The sequence below is a fragment of the Bacillus massilinigeriensis genome (genome assembly GCF_900117315.1).
Taxonomy (GTDB): Bacteria; Bacillota; Bacilli; order Bacillales; family Cytobacillaceae; genus Bacillus_BE; species Bacillus_BE massilionigeriensis.
In genome coordinates this window covers 1,530,086-1,547,399 of the sequence record NZ_LT630337.1, presented here as the reverse complement: position 1 = coordinate 1,547,399, position 17,314 = coordinate 1,530,086, and the positions used below count along the sequence as shown (strand labels likewise).

At 35.6% G+C, this 17,314-nt stretch carries 13 protein-coding genes; 7 read left to right on the top strand and 6 right to left on the bottom strand.

Annotated features, from left to right (window positions below; all coding sequences use genetic code 11):
* Positions 1–2: 2 nt before the first annotated feature.
* Positions 3–722, top strand: a complete 720-nt coding sequence (locus BQ6100_RS07760; RefSeq protein WP_075981130.1) for a LutC/YkgG family protein — start codon at positions 3–5, stop codon at positions 720–722.
* A gap of 39 nt (positions 723–761) precedes the next feature.
* Here the strand turns inward: BQ6100_RS07760 and BQ6100_RS07755 are convergent, their stop codons facing one another.
* Complete coding sequence (locus tag BQ6100_RS07755; RefSeq protein WP_075981129.1) at positions 762–1,799, bottom strand: acyltransferase family protein; 1,038 nt, start codon at positions 1,797–1,799, stop codon at positions 762–764.
* A 301-nt stretch (positions 1,800–2,100) separates the two neighbouring features.
* Between BQ6100_RS07755 and BQ6100_RS07750 the strand changes: the two genes are divergently transcribed.
* From BQ6100_RS07750 to BQ6100_RS07740, 3 genes are all read left to right on the top strand, one after another.
* Positions 2,101–3,114 (top strand): 2-oxoacid:acceptor oxidoreductase family protein, encoded by a 1,014-nt coding sequence (locus BQ6100_RS07750; protein ID WP_075981128.1) that lies wholly within the window; start codon positions 2,101–2,103, stop codon positions 3,112–3,114.
* Positions 3,115–5,409 carry a thiamine pyrophosphate-dependent enzyme gene (locus tag BQ6100_RS07745; RefSeq protein WP_075981127.1) on the top strand — a complete coding sequence of 765 codons (2,295 nt, stop codon included), beginning with the start codon at positions 3,115–3,117 and terminating at the stop codon, positions 5,407–5,409.
* 225 nt (positions 5,410–5,634) lie between these two features.
* The gene (locus tag BQ6100_RS07740) at positions 5,635–7,434 is read left to right on the top strand and encodes a methyl-accepting chemotaxis protein (RefSeq protein ID WP_075981126.1); all 1,800 of its coding nucleotides are present in this window, start codon (positions 5,635–5,637) and stop codon (positions 7,432–7,434) included.
* Between the two features lie 98 nt (positions 7,435–7,532).
* Here the strand turns inward: BQ6100_RS07740 and BQ6100_RS07735 are convergent, their stop codons facing one another.
* Positions 7,533–8,315, bottom strand: coding sequence for a carbon-nitrogen family hydrolase (locus tag BQ6100_RS07735; RefSeq protein WP_075983473.1), 783 nt, complete (start codon positions 8,313–8,315; stop codon positions 7,533–7,535).
* Between the two features lie 244 nt (positions 8,316–8,559).
* Between BQ6100_RS07735 and BQ6100_RS07730 the strand changes: the two genes are divergently transcribed.
* Positions 8,560–8,790: an aspartyl-phosphate phosphatase Spo0E family protein gene (locus tag BQ6100_RS07730; protein ID WP_235816500.1), complete on the top strand. Its 231-nt coding sequence runs from the start codon at positions 8,560–8,562 to the stop codon at positions 8,788–8,790.
* A gap of 86 nt (positions 8,791–8,876) precedes the next feature.
* Here BQ6100_RS07730 and BQ6100_RS07725 read toward each other — a convergent pair whose 3' ends face one another.
* The 3 genes from BQ6100_RS07725 to BQ6100_RS07715 all read right to left on the bottom strand — a co-directional run bounded on the left by BQ6100_RS07725 (position 8,877) and on the right by BQ6100_RS07715 (position 12,702).
* Positions 8,877–9,611, bottom strand: a complete 735-nt coding sequence (locus BQ6100_RS07725) for a ZIP family metal transporter (RefSeq protein WP_075981124.1) — start codon at positions 9,609–9,611, stop codon at positions 8,877–8,879.
* A 148-nt stretch (positions 9,612–9,759) separates the two neighbouring features.
* A complete protein-coding gene (locus BQ6100_RS07720) occupies positions 9,760–10,989 on the bottom strand; it encodes an MFS transporter (RefSeq protein ID WP_075981123.1) in 1,230 nt (409 codons plus the stop codon).
* 219 nt (positions 10,990–11,208) lie between these two features.
* The gene (locus tag BQ6100_RS07715) at positions 11,209–12,702 is read right to left on the bottom strand and encodes an ATP-binding protein (protein ID WP_075981122.1); all 1,494 of its coding nucleotides are present in this window, start codon (positions 12,700–12,702) and stop codon (positions 11,209–11,211) included.
* A gap of 212 nt (positions 12,703–12,914) precedes the next feature.
* Here BQ6100_RS07715 and BQ6100_RS07710 point away from each other — a divergent pair, with 212 nt between their 5' ends.
* Both BQ6100_RS07710 and BQ6100_RS07705 read left to right on the top strand, forming a co-directional pair.
* A complete protein-coding gene (locus BQ6100_RS07710; RefSeq protein WP_075983472.1) occupies positions 12,915–13,355 on the top strand; it encodes a MarR family winged helix-turn-helix transcriptional regulator in 441 nt (146 codons plus the stop codon).
* 69 nt (positions 13,356–13,424) lie between these two features.
* On the top strand, positions 13,425–15,119 hold the full coding sequence (locus tag BQ6100_RS07705; RefSeq protein ID WP_075981121.1) for a M3 family oligoendopeptidase: 1,695 nt from the start codon (positions 13,425–13,427) through the stop codon (positions 15,117–15,119).
* Between the two features lie 52 nt (positions 15,120–15,171).
* Here BQ6100_RS07705 and BQ6100_RS07700 read toward each other — a convergent pair whose 3' ends face one another.
* Entirely contained in the window at positions 15,172–17,313 is a 2,142-nt protein-coding gene (locus BQ6100_RS07700) for an ATP-dependent Clp protease ATP-binding subunit (RefSeq protein ID WP_075981120.1), read from the bottom strand.
* Position 17,314: the final 1 nt, after the last annotated feature.

Sequence of the window (17,314 nt, the reverse complement as noted above, 5' to 3'; positions counted from 1 at the left end):
TTATGCAAGGAAAGATTTATAATAGGGATCCCTTTTTAACAAAAGTTGCCAATCAACTAGGAAAATCTCAAGTGGCGAAAAAGCCGGAGAAATCGGAATGGAAGTATCACCCGGAAAAGCACATTTTAGAGGATGTAACCCAAGATGAGCTTGTTGAAATACTAAAAGAGCAATGCAAAAGCATTCATACACAATTTGTAACTGCAAATAAGGATGATTTAAAGCAAACAATTAAAAAAATGGTTGATGAATATGGCGGCGGTCCAATCGTTGCTTGGAAGGATGATCAATTTCAAAAATTTGGACTTTCTTCATTACTTAATGAAGAATGGCCCAATGAAAACGTGGAGGTTCATATTTGGGACCCTTCAGTAAAAGGAGAAAATATTGAGAGGGCGGAGAAGGCGAATGTGGGCATAGCCATCAGCGATTTGACTCTCGCTGAATCAGCAACGATCATCCTTTTAAGTGACAAGCATAGAGGAAGAACCGTTAGTTTTTTACCGACTACTTCAGTCATCATAGTTCCCAAAAGCACCATTGTACCAAGGCTAACTCAAGCCACACGTTTCTTGAGCGAGAAGGTTAGAAGAGGGGAATTGCTACCATCTTGTATCAACCTCATCTCAGGCCCTAGCTACTCCGCCGATATCGAAATGATGCTCGTACTAGGAGTGCATGGCCCTGTAAAAGTATCGTATATTATAGTTGAAGATTTGTAAGATAAACGAAAAGGGATGGCAATAAGCCATCCCTTTCTGCTAAGAAAGTTTATTCATATATACATGTGCATAATCCTTTGTCTTCATAAAGAATTCCTTCAGCTTTGTCCACCTTAATTCAATAATTGGTTGCGCAAAGGTAGTTAATATTTTGCTAGATAATAAGAGAGTTAATATTAATGAACACCCTGCTAATATTAAATATGCTAAAGGTGAATGAATATAATCTTGAATCTCACTCTCTCTGAAAAAGCGAACAATAAACCCATGAAGTAAATACACGTATAAGGTATTTTTTCCTAGATTCGTGAAAAAATACTTTTTCCTTGGAACAATTGCATAAAAGCTAAAAACCATTAAAAAGCTTAAACAGTAAAAACCCAATCTCATGAAAATAGCCAGATTATTCAAGGAGTCCATTTCATGATAGGATTTTCTTCCTAAAAGCCATTCATAATCGAAATCAGATTGGAAATAGAAAAACACACTAATGGTAATAAATGCTGCCAAAGAAATCATTTTTACCATCGGTTTTCTAAGGTAAGCAAAATGCTCCTTCTGCATCAAATATCCTATTAGGAAAAAAGGAAAATAGACAAATGTCCTTGAAAGGCTAAGGAATTCAGAAAATGTATCTAAGTACCCAATTCCTAACCCCAGAATGATCGCAATGGTAAATGAAATCCATCCTTTCATTTTTGCAAAGGGATAAAGCATGATATTCCAAAAAAACAAACTTAATAGATACCAAAGGGACCAATGTGGTGTAAGTGGGTCCACCTCTAGCTCAGGTTGATTATAGAGAAAATAATAAAAAACAGAATAAATAAGCTGAAAAATTAAATAAGGTAAAATTATTTTTTTACTAATTTTTTTCAAGTACCCCTTTTTTTGAAAACCCTTCGCAAAGTATCCTGAAACCAAAATAAAGGCAGGCATATGAAAGGTATAGATTACTTTGTAAATGGTATATATTTCCTCGCTATCTCCAATAAATGAACGAAGTAAATGTCCAAAAACAACCAAGATAATTAATATAAATTTAGCATTATCAAAATAACTTTCTCTTTGTAACATAATTCCTCCCAAAAGACCACTCTATAACCTTTTAATACTATAGCACTTAAATGTGAAAGGAATATTACAAAAGTATGAATTAAAAAATTGGAAACACACCTGTTGTATTACAAAATTCAAACTGTTATATATTAGATGTATCCGTGTTTTATTAGGTTTTTCGAGGATATTAATTATGTGTTTCAAAAAAAATCACAGAATGTTTGATTTTTATCACAGCAAAACATATTTCGGTAACCTAAAATATTAAATAAGATTTAAATTTCTATTTACTTATTTTTACATATTTAGGAGGGGGAACATGTCCTTTTTACCGAAAAAAAATGATTTAGGCTTTTTTGAGATTCGCCTTGAATCCATTGGTGGTTTAGGTGCAAATCTTGCAGGAAAGATGTTAGCGGAAGCCGGAGTTCTTGGGCTTGGGTTGAATGGGTCCAACTTTTCTTCCTATGGTTCAGAGAAAAAAGGTTCTCCAGTGAAAAGCTTTATTCGTTTCTGTGATTCTGATACAGAAATAAGAGCACATAGTCCAATCGAACAGCCCCATGTCATCGGAGTATTTCATGAGGCATTATATAAAACTGTGAATGTTGTAAGTGGATTATTACCTGATGGAATCGTTCTTGTTAATTCAACCAGGGAATTTGATGAGATCAAGAAAGACCTTCACTTAGAATATGGAACATTGGCCATTATTGATGCACTAACAATCGCAGTAGAGGAAAAGACAAAGGTTAATACCGCTATGTTGGGAGCGCTTTTCCGTATTTGCGACTTTCTAGACCCTGATGCAATGAGGGATGTAATTAGAAAGACATTTGAAAAGAAATATCCACATTTAGTTGAACCGAATATAAGAACATTTAATAGAGGTTATGACGAAGTAAAATTTAAAACTTATGAAACACCTGTAGATGCTGTAGGAAAAGATTTTGTGAGACCAAGACCATTACAGGGCTATAAGACACAAGAAATAGGCGGGGTGATTACAACTCAAGGAAATAGTATTTTAAAAGATTTAAGCGGTTCTCGCCAAGGCTTTTTACCGGAGTGGCATAAGGAAAAATGCATTCATTGTGCAGAATGCGATACTGCATGTCCAGACTTCTGCTTTGTATGGGAAGAAGGAGAAGATAAACGGGGAAGAAAACAGATGTTTCTTAAAGGAATAGATTATCAATACTGCAAAGGATGTTTAAAATGTGTGGAAGCATGTCCTACTGATGCCCTAGGAGATCTCCGTGAAATGCTAGGATATGCCGAAAAAAATCGAGTAAAACAAAACTTTCCCTATGTGACAGGAGGGGTACAATAAATGGCTATTATGGAAAGAGAACTACAAACCAATATTTCAGCTGAACAAATTACTACATTTGAATCAGGCAACGAAATGGCCGCAATGGCCGCAGCACAAATAAACTATCACATTATGGGGTATTTTCCAATTACCCCTTCAACTGAGGTTGCACAATTTCTTGATCAAATGAAAGCTCGCGGTGAACATGATATTAAGCTAATTGCAGCCGATGGAGAACATGGTTCTGCAGGTATTTGTTACGGTGCAGCTGCAACCGGGGCACGTGTATTCAATGCCACGAGTGCAAATGGATTTATGTATATGCTTGAACAACTTCCTGTTCAATCCGGAACACGCTTTCCTATGGTAATGAACCTTGTTACTCGAGCGATTAGTGGACCATTAGATATACGTGGGGATCATTCTGATTTGTATTTTGCTCTTAATACAGGTTGGGTCATCTTAACGGCAAGAACACCCCAGGCTGTTTATGATATGAATATTATGGCATTGAAGATTGCTGAGCATTCAAAAGTACGACTACCAGTCATTGTCGCTTATGACGGATTTTTTACTTCCCATCAAAAGCGTAAGGTGAACTATTTTAAAGATCGTAAGGTGGTTCAGGAATTTGTTGGGGAGTGTCCAACGGATTATAATTATGCCCGAAGTACGAAAAAACCAGTGACCATTGGTGCACATATGAATGGTGAAGCATTAATCAACAACCATTACCAACAGTCTGAAGCAATGTATGCAGCAGGAGAGGTATATAAAGAGGTTGCTGCGGAATATGCAAAAATTTCCGGCAGGGATTACAAGGTTCTTGATCTTTATCGAATGGATGATGCAGATGTCGCATTATTCCTATTAAATTCTGCAGCTGAATCTGCAAAGGATGTTGTCGACAAGCTAAGGGAAAAAGGTATAAAAGCTGGGGTAATAAGCCCAAATATCATACGTCCATTTCCTGCAAAGGAAATTCGCGAGGCATTGAAAAATGTGAAAGCCTTGTTAGTAGGAGAACGTGCGGATTCCTATGGAGCTCATGGTCCAAATTTAACACAAGAGGTTAAATCTGCTATTCAAGAGGATAAAGAAAACCAAACCATCGTCCTAAGTAGAGTATTTGGCCTTGGAGGTAAGGATTTCTATGCCGATGATGCAGAGAATTTCTTCAACATGGCGATAGAAGCTATGGAAAAAGGGTACGCTGAGAAGTCATTTGATTATTATGGCCATGTTCCAGGCGATCCGGAAAAAGTATTAAAGCCTGTTATCAATCCTCAATCAGGAGATGCCTTTAAAACAGGGTTAATCCAAGTGAATATGGATGAGGAAACCAACAAATTAAAGGTAAAAATTCCGCCATTAAGAGCATTGACGTCCAAACCAAAACGACTTGCTTCTGGCCATGGTGCATGCCCGGGCTGCGGTATTTTCCCTGGTTTGGAGTTGTTCTTTAAAGGTATCGAAGGGGACGTTGTCGTCCTTTACCAAACAGGATGTGCTTATGTAACGACAACTGCTTATCCGTATACATCTCACAAACAGACGATGATTCATAATCTATTTCAAAATGGAGCGGCTACCCTTTCTGGAACTGTTGAAGCGTTTCTGGAATTGAAGCGTCGTGGGGAAATTGAAGTATCTGAGGATGCTACATTTGTCATGATTACTGGTGACGGAGGAATGGATATTGGGATGGGGTCAGCACTAGGAACAGCCCTACGAAATCATAAACTAATCATGCTTGAGTATGATAATGAAGGCTATATGAACACAGGTTCTCAAATGTCTTACTCAACACCAATTGGCCATATGACAAGTACAACAAGTGTTGGAAAAACCCAAAAAGGAAAGGCATTCCACCATAAAGATACAGCGCAAATTATGGCAGCATCCAATATTCCGTATGTATTCACTGGTACAGAAGCCTTCCCTCAGGACCTGGTTAAAAAGGCAGCAAAAGCACAGTGGTACGCGCAAAATGTAGGTACGGTTTATGGTAAAATACTGATCACATGCCCATTAAACTGGAAATCAGAAGACCGCTTTGGGGGAACCATTATGGAAGCAGCTGTTAACTCTTGTTTCTTCCCACTATATGAGGTTGAACAAGGCGTAACAAATATAACCTATGATCCAGAAGCGAAGAAGAAAAGAGTCCCATTAACTGAATGGCTCAAATATATGGGTAAAACCAAACACCTATTAAAAGAGGAAAACAAGGAAATATTGGCTGACTTTGATCAAGAAATCGAAAAGAGATGGCATCGACTAAAAGCAAAACATGAAAATCCATTATTGTAATTTGAGAATGTTTGCTTAATCATTTTGGAGAGAATCCTCCTTAAGTGCTAGCACAAAGAGGAGGCCTCTTTTTTGTTCCTTTTAGTTTTTGTAATATTTAAATGGTTTAAAACTATATTTCTTCTCCAAAAATAATTAATTTTCTAGTATAATAAGTGATAAACTAATTAAATAGACTAATATTTGTGAAAATATTGTCTACAAAATGAAAATGGAGGGGAAACGTTGAAAAGGATTACTAAAATAAAGCCAAATAAAACAATAGAGAAAAGAAATGTAAGTAAAGAAAAAAAACGTACTTTTTCCTCTTCTCTATCAACAAATCGATTGTGGTTAAGGCTAAAGCTTGGTCAAAAGTATGGGGTAGCACTTGCTTTAACTATAGGGTTATTCACGATTTCAACCCTGATTACATTTATTTTGCTCACGGTTGCTAATGCCAAGATGGAGGTTGTTAAGAATACAGGAGAAAAAACGGTTTCCATAACTGAGGCTGCTTCCACCTTCCATAATAAAGGGAGTATTATCGGAACTTATATAATAGATTCAAAGCCCATGTACATAGACAAATTTAATGATGTAACAAAAGAATTTGACCAAATAAAAAAGGAGATTCAGCCAAAGTTAACAACCTCCAGCTCTAAAGAAATTTTAGAAGATATTAATGAAAATGATAAAAAGGTAACTGACGTATTTATTAATGATATTAAGGTAGCGCTGCAAAACGGAGAATCCTATAAAGTTCGAATTGGTAAGGAGCAAGTCGACAACATTGTCAATCAAACAGATAAAAAAATAAATGAACTAAGAACGACATTTAAAAAAGAACAGAAGGATGCCATTAGCTCTGCTAAATCCGGTTTACTAACTACCATTATTGTATTGGTCATTTCTATCATTGTATCTGCTTTCCTTGGCATTCTCACGATTCTAATTATCGGAAAATCGATTTCCAGAAAGCTTTCAAAGATCGTTCAAGTTTCAAATGAAATTGCTTCAGGTAATTTAAATATTGAATGTGATGAATATGAAGGCAATGATGAAATAACCGAATTAAGCAAATCAACGAATGCGATGAAAGAAAGGCTACAAGGGATGATTCAAGAAATCTCTGCGGTATCTCATTTTGTTAGCGAAAAAAGCGGAGAATTGAATATTTCAGCGAATGAAGTCAAAGCCTCTAGTCAGCAAGTCGCTTCAACAATACAAGAGCTTTCAGCGGGGGCAGAAGAGCAAGCCACATCTTCTACAGAATTAGCACATATGATGGAAGGGTATTTAGTGAAGGTTGAAAATGCTTCTAATAGTGGTTCCATCATCGAAAATGTATCAAATGAAGTATTATCTTTAACCAAACAGGGGAATATCCTAATTGATGGATCTCAGATTCAAATGCAAAAGATAAATGAAATAATGAAGGATTCAGTTCAAAAGGTTAAAGATTTTAATGAAAATACAAAGCAAATATCAAAGCTTGGCCAAGTTATTCAAGAAATAGCCGACCAAACGAATTTGCTTTCATTAAATGCGGCTATTGAAGCGGCACGAGCAGGAGAACACGGCAGGGGATTTGCTGTTGTTGCAGATGAAGTAAGAAAGCTAGCTGAAGGAGTTTCCCAATCTGTTTCAGATATCACAAATATCGTAAATGAAATTCAGGATGACTCTAGTATTATCGTACAATCACTCGAGCTTGGTTATCGTTCTGTTGAAGAAGGGACAAGCCAAATAGAAATAACCGGAAAAACCTTCAAAGACATATATCAATCTGTTGACCATATGACCAATAATATTAATGAAATTGCGAATAATTTGAAAGAAATAGTGGAAGGATCGGATGCAATGGATAGGAGAATTGAAAATATAGCTTCCGTTTCTGAAGAATCCGCTGCTGGAATTGAACAGACTAGTGCCTCTATTATGCAGACTAACTATGCAATGGAGGAAATTTCTAACAGTGCACAATCCCTTTCAGAGCTCGCTATTCAGCTCAATTCGATGATATCAAAATTTAAATTATCATAATAAAATAAGGATGGCCCAAAAGGTGACTCTATTCTACCTAGAATGGTATATATAGTATTATTTTTTATTAGTGAAGCTTTATATAAAAATAAGCTTCACTAATAAAACTCTGGTCTTCGGTCTTCAAATATTGGAATGGTCTTTCTAACCTCTGTTACCTTGTTTAATTCAATTTCACCCATTAATACCCCCTCATTACCATCAGCTTCTGCAATAATTTCTCCCCAAGGGTCAATAATCATTGAATGTCCTGCAAAAAGATTGCTATCATCTGACCCAGCGCGATTGCAGGCAATCACATAGCATTGATTTTCAATAGCCCTTGCTACAAGAATTGCACGCCAATGAGATAGTCTTTGTGCCGGCCATTCAGCAACAACGAAGATAGCCTTGGCTCCTTTAACTGTGTGAGTCCTTATCCATTCTGGAAAACGTATATCATAGCAAATGAACCCGGCAAACAGTTCACTATTTAATTCGAAAAGACCATTGGTGTTTCCCGGGCTTAAATATTTATGCTCACTCATTAGTTTAAATAAATGTAGCTTACTATATTGATGAATCTCATTCCCGTTTTGATCCACAATAAGAAGTGTATTATATATCCCCTTTGATGTTTTTTTAGGGACGGAACCACCAACAAAGGAAACGTTGTATTTTTTTGCTTGGTCTTTTAAAAAAGAGAGTGCTGTTTTTGCATAATCGTCACTAATTTCTGCTAATCTCGTAAGATCATATCCTGTTGTCCATAGTTCAGGTAAAACGATAATATCTGGTCTATGATTAGAAACGGTTTCAATATAGTTTTCTACCCTCCTGTAGTTTTCAGAAGGATTTCCAAAGGCGACATCAAGTTGAATATTTGCTATTTTCATTGATATGATCACTCCAGAGAAATTTTATTCACCATATTACCTATAAATATACCAAAAAATACAATTCTCCAAATAAATATACATGATTATTATGTCGGAAATTTAGGTGTTTCTACCTATAAAAATTTGTCGATTGGCGAAATTTTTAAAAAATTTTGTCTAATTTTGCGATTCTATTTACATTATTTGAAATTATTGTCATAATGCTTCATGTGGATAAAGCATAAGGGTATATTGGGAGGAAATAAAGGTGTGTCAAACAAGATATCGTATACTTGATGAAATTCAAAGAAAAAGGGAGAAAATGATCTCTTCTGCTGAAAAAAATGGTTTTACTAGTGATGATACTTTGAGATATAGCATGGAGTTGGATAAACTAATCTTTGAATATCAAAGCAATTATAAAGAAGAAATTCAAGAAACTGAAGTTAATTTTTCGATAAAACAAATGATACTAATTTGGCCAAAGGCTTGTATATAATCAATACATAGCTAATAAAAGAATGAAGAGGCTGTCTTAAGGAGGTGCCAAACCATCGGCATCTTTCTCTTTGGGAAAGCCTCTTTTTAAAATAAGTCAATTAATAAAACCATAAATAAAAGTCCAACAATAAAGGAGTAGGTAGAGGTACGTTCATTTCCATCTCCGTGACTCTCTGGGATGAGCTCCTTGTAAATGATAAACAACATGGCTCCAGCAGCAAATGCCAGACCGTACGAAACTAAATTATCTACAAGTGAGGTTAAATAAAAGCCTATTAATGATGTGACGATTTCAATTACACCTGTAAGAGTTGAAACAATAAAGGCTTTTACTTTCGTTATTTTTTGATTAACTAAAAATAGCGCTACTAAAAATCCTTCTGGTGCATTTTGAAAACCGATAGCCAATGCAATTAAATTCCCTGTTTCATGATGGGATTGAGAGGCATAGCTTACTCCAACTGATAAACCTTCAGGAATATTATGTAGAGTAATCGCCGCAATAATCAGCATCGCCTTTTTATCAAATTCAATCCCCATTTGTGAATGATGCAGGTCCATATGTGGAATATTTTTTTCTAAAAGAGTTAAAGTAAATACACCAAGAAATATGCCAATTGTAAGCTGGAGAAAATCCCCGTATTTTAAGGCCTCAGGTATTAATCCCATAGTAGATGCTGCCATCATAATTCCTGCAGAAAATGCAAGCAACAAGTCACGCCATCGATGAGCGATTGACCGATGCATAAATAAAATGATGAGCGCACCTAACCCTGTTGAAAGGGCAGAAAGGGTACTGCCAATAATTACTTGACTCATAATTCGAACTCCTTTTAATGAACTAATCCCATCTATATACATTTATTCATTTAAGGGGAGATAAACACACAATCATTTTATACTATATGCAAAAAAAGGTTCATAAAAATATGATTATTTTCAAAATCAACAAGAGCTACTTTGTCCTTCAGTTATTCCATTCCTTCAGCCTTTGATCAGAGGGTAAAAACATAGTTGTCATTCCGAGTAATGGTAAAAAGCCGGTCATGATAATTGTCTTTGATAGGCCGATAGTATCAGCTAAGCCCCCAAGTCCAACTGAACCAATTGCACCCATACCAAACGCAAGACCAACCGTTAGACCAGCCATTGTGCCAATTTTTCCAGGTACTAGTTCTTGTGCATACACTACAGTTACGGAAAAACTAAGCATTAAAATAAACCCAGTGATTAATAACATAATAATTACAATACTTAGAGGCATAAACGGGATGAGAATGGAAAAGGGAGCTGCCCCTATAAGTGAAATAAAAATGATATTTTTTTTGCCAAAACGGTCGGCTAAAGGTCCTCCAAAAAAGGTTCCAACCGCCCCAGCGACTAAAAAGGCAAATAAGAGTATTTGTGATTCTTTGATTGATAAAGCGTACTTATCAATTGCATAAAAGGCATAGTAATTTGTAATCCCTGATATATACCAGGAGCGTGCAAAGATAAGGAACAAGATTAATATAAGGGCATAGTATATAGATTTAGAAAGGCCTTTTTCTTTATTAAGTCCATTTCTTACTTTGCTTTTTATTGGTTGTAGCTTAATCCTCTCTTTATACCATTTGGCTATATAGATTAGCAGACATACAGCAATAGCTGCGACAATGGTAAAGAAAAATGCACCTTTTTGACCAAAAGGGACCAAAATTAATGCAGTGATAAGTGGCGCCAAGGCTTGACCGGTATTTCCACCAACCTGGTAGATGGATTGTGCTAGTCCACGACGGTTACCAGCACCTAAAAAGGCAACTCTTGATCCTTCAGGATGAAAAACTGCTGAACCTAATCCAATAAATATGACGGATAAAACAACAAATTCAAATTTTGGAGCCAAGGCAAGTCCAAATACTCCAAAAAGAGTAAAGGTTAGACCGATAGGCAACGCAAAAGGGAAGGGCTTGCGATCGGTAATGCTACCAAAAACAGGCTGTAAGATAGAGGCCACGATATTTAAGGAAAAGGCGATCATCCCTAGCTGGGTATAGGACAAATTCATAGTTTTTTCAAGGATTGGGAACATGGCCGGTACAACTGACTGAAGGGAATCATTTAATAGATGACAAAAGCCCATAATCAGTAGGATTCTATACGCCGTTGTTTCTTGGCTTTTTAGTAAAGGTTGTTCAATTTTTGCTGTTTGACTCATTGTTAACGCTCCTAAATATGATATTGATAACCCTAAATTCCAATTGAATAAAAAGATAAGAAATATTATAACTCTTCCAATCTCTATTTTTTCAATTATTTAAATTAAACAAAAAGATATTAATTTGTAATATATATTGAAAAAAGGCAGACTGCAACTACTTCCGTTGTCCTACAAGAAAGAAGTTGGTGCAATATGCCTTATTCATTATTCACTTTTTTAAATAAGTGGAAGGGAAATTTCCACTATTGTTCCTTCGTTCATTTTACTTGAGAGGGAAATTTCTCCACCAAATTCATGTATAATTCTTTTGCATACTACAAGACCTAACCCTGTACCGGATTCTTTTGATGTATAAAATGGAAGGAAAATTTTATCAAGGTTATCTTTAGGTATGCCTACCCCAGTGTCTGAAATCGATATTTTACATGATTTTTTTACTATCTCAACCTGAATGGTTAGTCGACCTCCAGATTGCATTGCTTCAAGAGCATTTTTTGATAAATTTAATATTACTTGTTTCATTTGATCCTTTGAGCATTTAATGATTACTGGTGTATCTGGTGTATGAAAGGTTAAAGAAACATGAAATAAATTTGCTTCAGAGGTGATGAGTGGCTTAACCTCTTCCACTATCTCTCTGATATCTATAATCTCCAATTTTTGAATCGTTGGTTTCCCTAAAATTAGAAATTCACTAACTATCTGATTAATTCGTTCAATTTCCTTTTGAATAACTGAAAAGTAGAATTGATCACTTGGTTCTTTATATTTTTCGCTTAATAATTGCACCAATCCCTTGATCCCTGTTAATGGATTTCGTATTTCATGGGCAGTGCTTGCAGCTAATGATCCAACAAGCTCTAATTTCTGGACTTCATTTTGTTTTTTCTCCTTAGCGGTCTGTCTTCGGAACAAATAGTATTTTATAATCAAAAAGAAAATATGGAAAAGTATTGTAATGACTAATATAGATGAGATTGAATCTATAATGAATTTTTGATCATTTTTATCCATAATCCTTATTTTAATGTTCCAAGGAAGTCGGTCGATGGGTATTGTTAACCAGTGACTATCATTGAAATATTCACCATTATCCACGTTAAAGTTCATTATTACCTTATCGTTTTGATTTGTGACTATCAGCTCGGATTCGGGTGTTAGAACTTTCATCACATTAATGACATAGTCAACTCTTATTTGTGCAATTAAGATAAATTCTAATTGGTTCTTTTTATCGATCAGAGGCTGTGCAACTCCAATGACTTTTTGACCATTATTTAGAATTTCCTCATTATTTGAGATGATAATGTCCTTCGTTTTTATTACTTCTTGGATATATTTCTTATTTGACTGATCTGGTTCATTTATGCTTGAGTTCGATCCAGTTATCATTCTTCCTTTAGAATCGAGAATTAATAGTCCACTATAACGTGGGTCAGATTGCTGTGCTTTTATTAACAGTGGTTTCATTTGCTCTGGGTTGTGAATGGTTGTATCAAAAGCGATGGATAGCATTTTTAATGTGGTTACCGTTTCACTTACTAGTTGATCCCAATGAGTTTCATGGATGGAAGCAATCCATTGGGCATGTGCCTTTCTTATTTCATAATCCTTATCCTCTTGATAATCAATATAGATAAGACTACATATGATTGTAGGTAAAATTACACCAATAAAGTAAATAATGGTCCTATGGATTTTTCTAGTCATTATTGTAACTCCATTACTTTCAGATATTGAATCATTATACCACTATCATGACCATCATTTAAGTGAATGATAAACAATAATGTAAAACAACATTCTTGTTGAATAGAATAATAAAACCAGTAACTGCATTCAATCTGGACATAGATTTTCAATACTTTATAATGAAGGATAGATATTAATGAATGACAACAAAAATAAAGGAATGGATATATATGAGTTCTAATGAAGTCAGCCAATCATTAAAATTATTTATTGTTCTGTCACGAGCCTACCGTGCATTGAATGAAAATGTAAATAAGCTTATTCAAACCTATGGCTTAAATCCAACAGAATTTGCTGTTCTTGAACTGTTGTATCATAAAGGGGATCAGCCACTTCAACAGATTGGTGAGAAGATTTTACTCGCGAGTGGCAGTATTACCTATGTTGTGGATAAGCTTGAACAGAAGGGTTTATTAAATAGAGTAGCATGTCCAAATGACCGTCGTGTCACCTACGCTCAAATTAGTGAGGAAGGGAAGAAATTTATTGAAGATGTCTTTCCAGGACATGAAATGAAAATTCATGAATGCATGTCTAATTTAACAGCTGATGAGAAGGAATCCATGATTAACCTCCTTAAAAAGCTGGGCCTTTCTCAGGGTAAGCAATAGCGTCTTTTGGTTTATTACTAAAACATATATTTTTATTGTATGACCACCATTTGCCAAGGAGGTTTTTTTATGAAATTTGAGGATTATGAGTATATGAAGCCGAATATGGAAGAGGTTGAGAAAAGATTTAATAGTATCTTGAATTCTTTTATCAATGCTTCCACAGTCGATGAGCAGATAGCTGCAATGAATGAAATAAATAAAATTCGAAATAATCTTAGTACAATGATAAATCTTGTGAACATAAGACATTCTATTAATACGAATGATGAGTTTTACAGGGAAGAACAGAACTATATTGATGAGATTCAGCCAGAAATTGAAGGTTTAGTGACTAAGTTTTATCAAGCCCTTGTTACTTCGAAATTTCGAGGTGTACTAGAAAATCAATTTGGGAGACAATTATTTGCTTTAGCAGAAGCACAGTTAAAGGTCTTTGCACCTGAGATTGTTCCTCTTTTGCAGAAGGAAAATAAGTTATCAACTGAATACACAAAGTTAATCGCTTCTGCGAAGATTATGTTTGAAGGTGAAGAGAGAACATTAGCTCAGCTTGAGCCTTTTATACAAAATAAAAATCGGGAAATGAGGAAAAAGGCAAGCGAGGCTCGATTTGGTTTTTTAGCAGAGCATGAACAGGAATTAGATCGTATTTATGATGAACTAGTAAAAGTTAGAACAGAGATTGCCCATAAGCTAGGCTATGATAATTTTGTTCCGTTGGCTTATTATCGTATGTATCGGACTGATTATAATGCCGAAATGGTGAAAAAATTTCGTGATCAGGTGAAGGAATTTATCGTTCCAATTGCCACTCAGCTAAGAGAACGTCAAAGTGAAAGAATTGGTGTTGAAAAGCTAAAATATTACGATGAAGATTTTAATTTCAAAACGGGAAATGCTGCACCAAAGGGTTCGTCTGAATGGATCATCGAAAATGGACAAAAAATGTATAATGAGCTTTCAAAGGAAACGGGTGAGTTTTTTACCTTTATGAGGCAAAATCATTTGATGGACCTTGTTGCAAAGAAAGGAAAAGCAGGTGGTGGATACTGCACCTACATTGAGGATTATCAATCACCATTTATCTTCTCTAATTTTAACGGTACATCTGGTGATATTGACGTTCTAACACATGAGGCTGGTCATGCATTTCAAGTTTATTCGAGTCGATATTTTGAAATTCCAGAATACTACTGGCCTACCTATGAAGCATGTGAAATTCATTCTATGAGTATGGAATTTTTCACTTGGCCATGGATGGAGCTATTCTTTAAAGAGGAAACAGACAAATATAAGTTTTCCCACCTAAGCTCGGCATTACTATTTTTACCTTATGGTGTGTCTGTTGATGAATTTCAACATTGGGTATATGAAAATCCGAATGCATCTCCAGAGGAAAGAAAAACTGCATGGAGAAAAATTGAAATGAAATATCAGCCCCATAAGGATTATGATGGGTTTAGCTACTTAGAAAACGGGGGATATTGGCAAAAACAAGGGCATATATATAATGATCCTTTTTATTATATCGATTACACCCTTGCACAGATTTGTGCGTTTCAGTTCTGGGTTCGTTCCCGCAATAATCAGGCTGAGGCATGGGAGGATTATGTAAAGCTTTGTAAGCTAGGAGGAAGCCTACCTTTTACAGAGCTTGTCAGGGAGGCTAACTTAATTTCTCCTTTTGAAGAAGGCTGTATACAGTCAGTTATTGGGGAAATTGAAGGATGGTTAAATCAAATCGATGATAAATGCTTATAGAAAAAGAAGGTTGACTTTTGGAGTCAGCCTTCTTTTTCATTCATTTTATTGATTATTTTGATTGGAGTGTAATTTGATCATCAATCATGATAACATGGATATCTTTCGCATCAGGGTTATCAATGATCATATCGGCCAGTTTGTCTTCAAGTTGCTGTTGAATTACTCTTCTTAAAGGGCGCGCACCAAAATCCGGATGATATCCAAGCTGAGCTAATTTTTCTTTTACTTCATTTGAAACATGGAGGTCAATATTTTGTTCCTTCATAGAATTTTTGAGTTCATTAAGCATTAAATCTACAATTTTTAATAAATGTTCCTTCTCAAGTGAGCTAAACTCAATGATATTATCGAAACGATTGAGAAATTCAGGTTTAAAATAGCTTCCTAGTTTTTGAAGGAGGTCTGAGTCATTCGTGTTTTGTGATTGATCAAACCCGACATGCACTTCTTTGAAGCCTGAACCTGCGTTACTTGTCATGATAATGACAGTTTCTTTAAAGTTAACTGTACGACCTTGGCTATCTGTCAATCGACCATCCTCTAGTATTTGCAGGAACATATGCTGAACATCGGGATGAGCTTTTTCAATTTCATCGAGTAAAATAATGCTATAAGGATTACGACGTACCTTTTCTGTTAATTGGCCAGCTTCCTCATGTCCAACATAGCCAGGAGGAGAACCAATGATTTTAGAAACGCTGTGCTTTTCCATGTATTCACTCATATCTAATCGAATAAGAGCATCCTTTGAACCAAATAGTTCTTCAGCTAAGGTTTTGGTTAATTCAGTTTTACCTACCCCGGTTGGCCCAACGAACAGGAAGGAACCAATTGGACGGTTCTTTGGTTTAAGACCTGCTCGGCTTCTTTTGATTGCCCTAGCTACCTTTAGAACAGCCTTTTCTTGACCGATGACCTTTTGATTTAAGCGTGATTCTAGGTTTTTCATCTTCATTTGTTCATTTTCATGAATCTTACCAACAGGAATTCCTGTTTTCTTTTCAACAATTTCTTGGATATGTTTCACTTCAACCAATGGAAGGTCATCTATTTTATGATTAAGTGCTATTTCAAGCTTTTCCTCTTCATCACGGAGCTTGGCTGCTTGTTCGTAATTTTCCTCTTTGAGGGCTACTTCTTTTTCTTTTGCAATATCCTTTAATCTTTGTTCAATCTTTTCAGTAGATGAATAGGTTGAATATAAGTTTAATTTTGATCCCGCTTCATCCATTAGGTCAATCGCTTTATCAGGTAAAAAACGGTCTTGGATATAACGATGTGATAGGGTAACACAAGCTTTAATTGCCTCATCAGTAAATTTAACATCGTGATAGCCTTCGTATTTTGACTTCAGACCATTTAATATATGAATCGTTTGTTCAACAGTTGGTTCGTGGACATATACTGGTTGGAAACGACGTTCTAGCGCAGGATCCTTTTCAATTTTTCTATACTCATTAAGGGTTGTAGCTCCTAGTACTTGAAGCTCTCCACGAGCAAGTGAAGGCTTTAATATATTACCTGCATCCATTGAGCCTTCTGCAGAACCTGCACCAACAAGTAAATGGATTTCATCGATAAAAACAATAATATTCTTTCTATCTTGAAGTTCAGCTATGATACCTTTCATTCTTTCCTCAAATTGCCCACGAATTCCTGTGTTGGCAACAAGTGAGGCAACATCGAGTAAATAAACTTCTTTATTAATAAGCTTGGAAGGAACCTTTCCATCCACAATCATCATTGCTAAACCCTCGGCAATTGCTGTTTTTCCAACACCTGGTTCACCAATTAAGACAGGATTGTTCTTGTTTCTACGATTTAATATTTCAATAACTCTATTGATTTCATCTTCACGACCAATGACTGGGTCAATTAACCCTGCTTTTGCTGCAATGTTTAAATTTCTGCCGAATTGGTCAATTAGTCCATCCCTTGTTCTATTCCCTTGTGTTGAAGGGTTAAAACCTGTTTGGTTCATTTCAGCCCCATTATTCTTCATAAATAGATCCTCAAAGGGTGAATGAGAGAATCCAGAAAAATGGTTTAGATTTGTGTGAAAAGTGGAACCGATTTTTTCTCTTTCGGATAGATAACAGCTTTGACAAAGGAATAGCTGTTTTTCATCTCCATTCAAGTTCATTCTTAGCTGAACATTGGCTTGATTTTGTTGACATTTTTGACAAAGCATT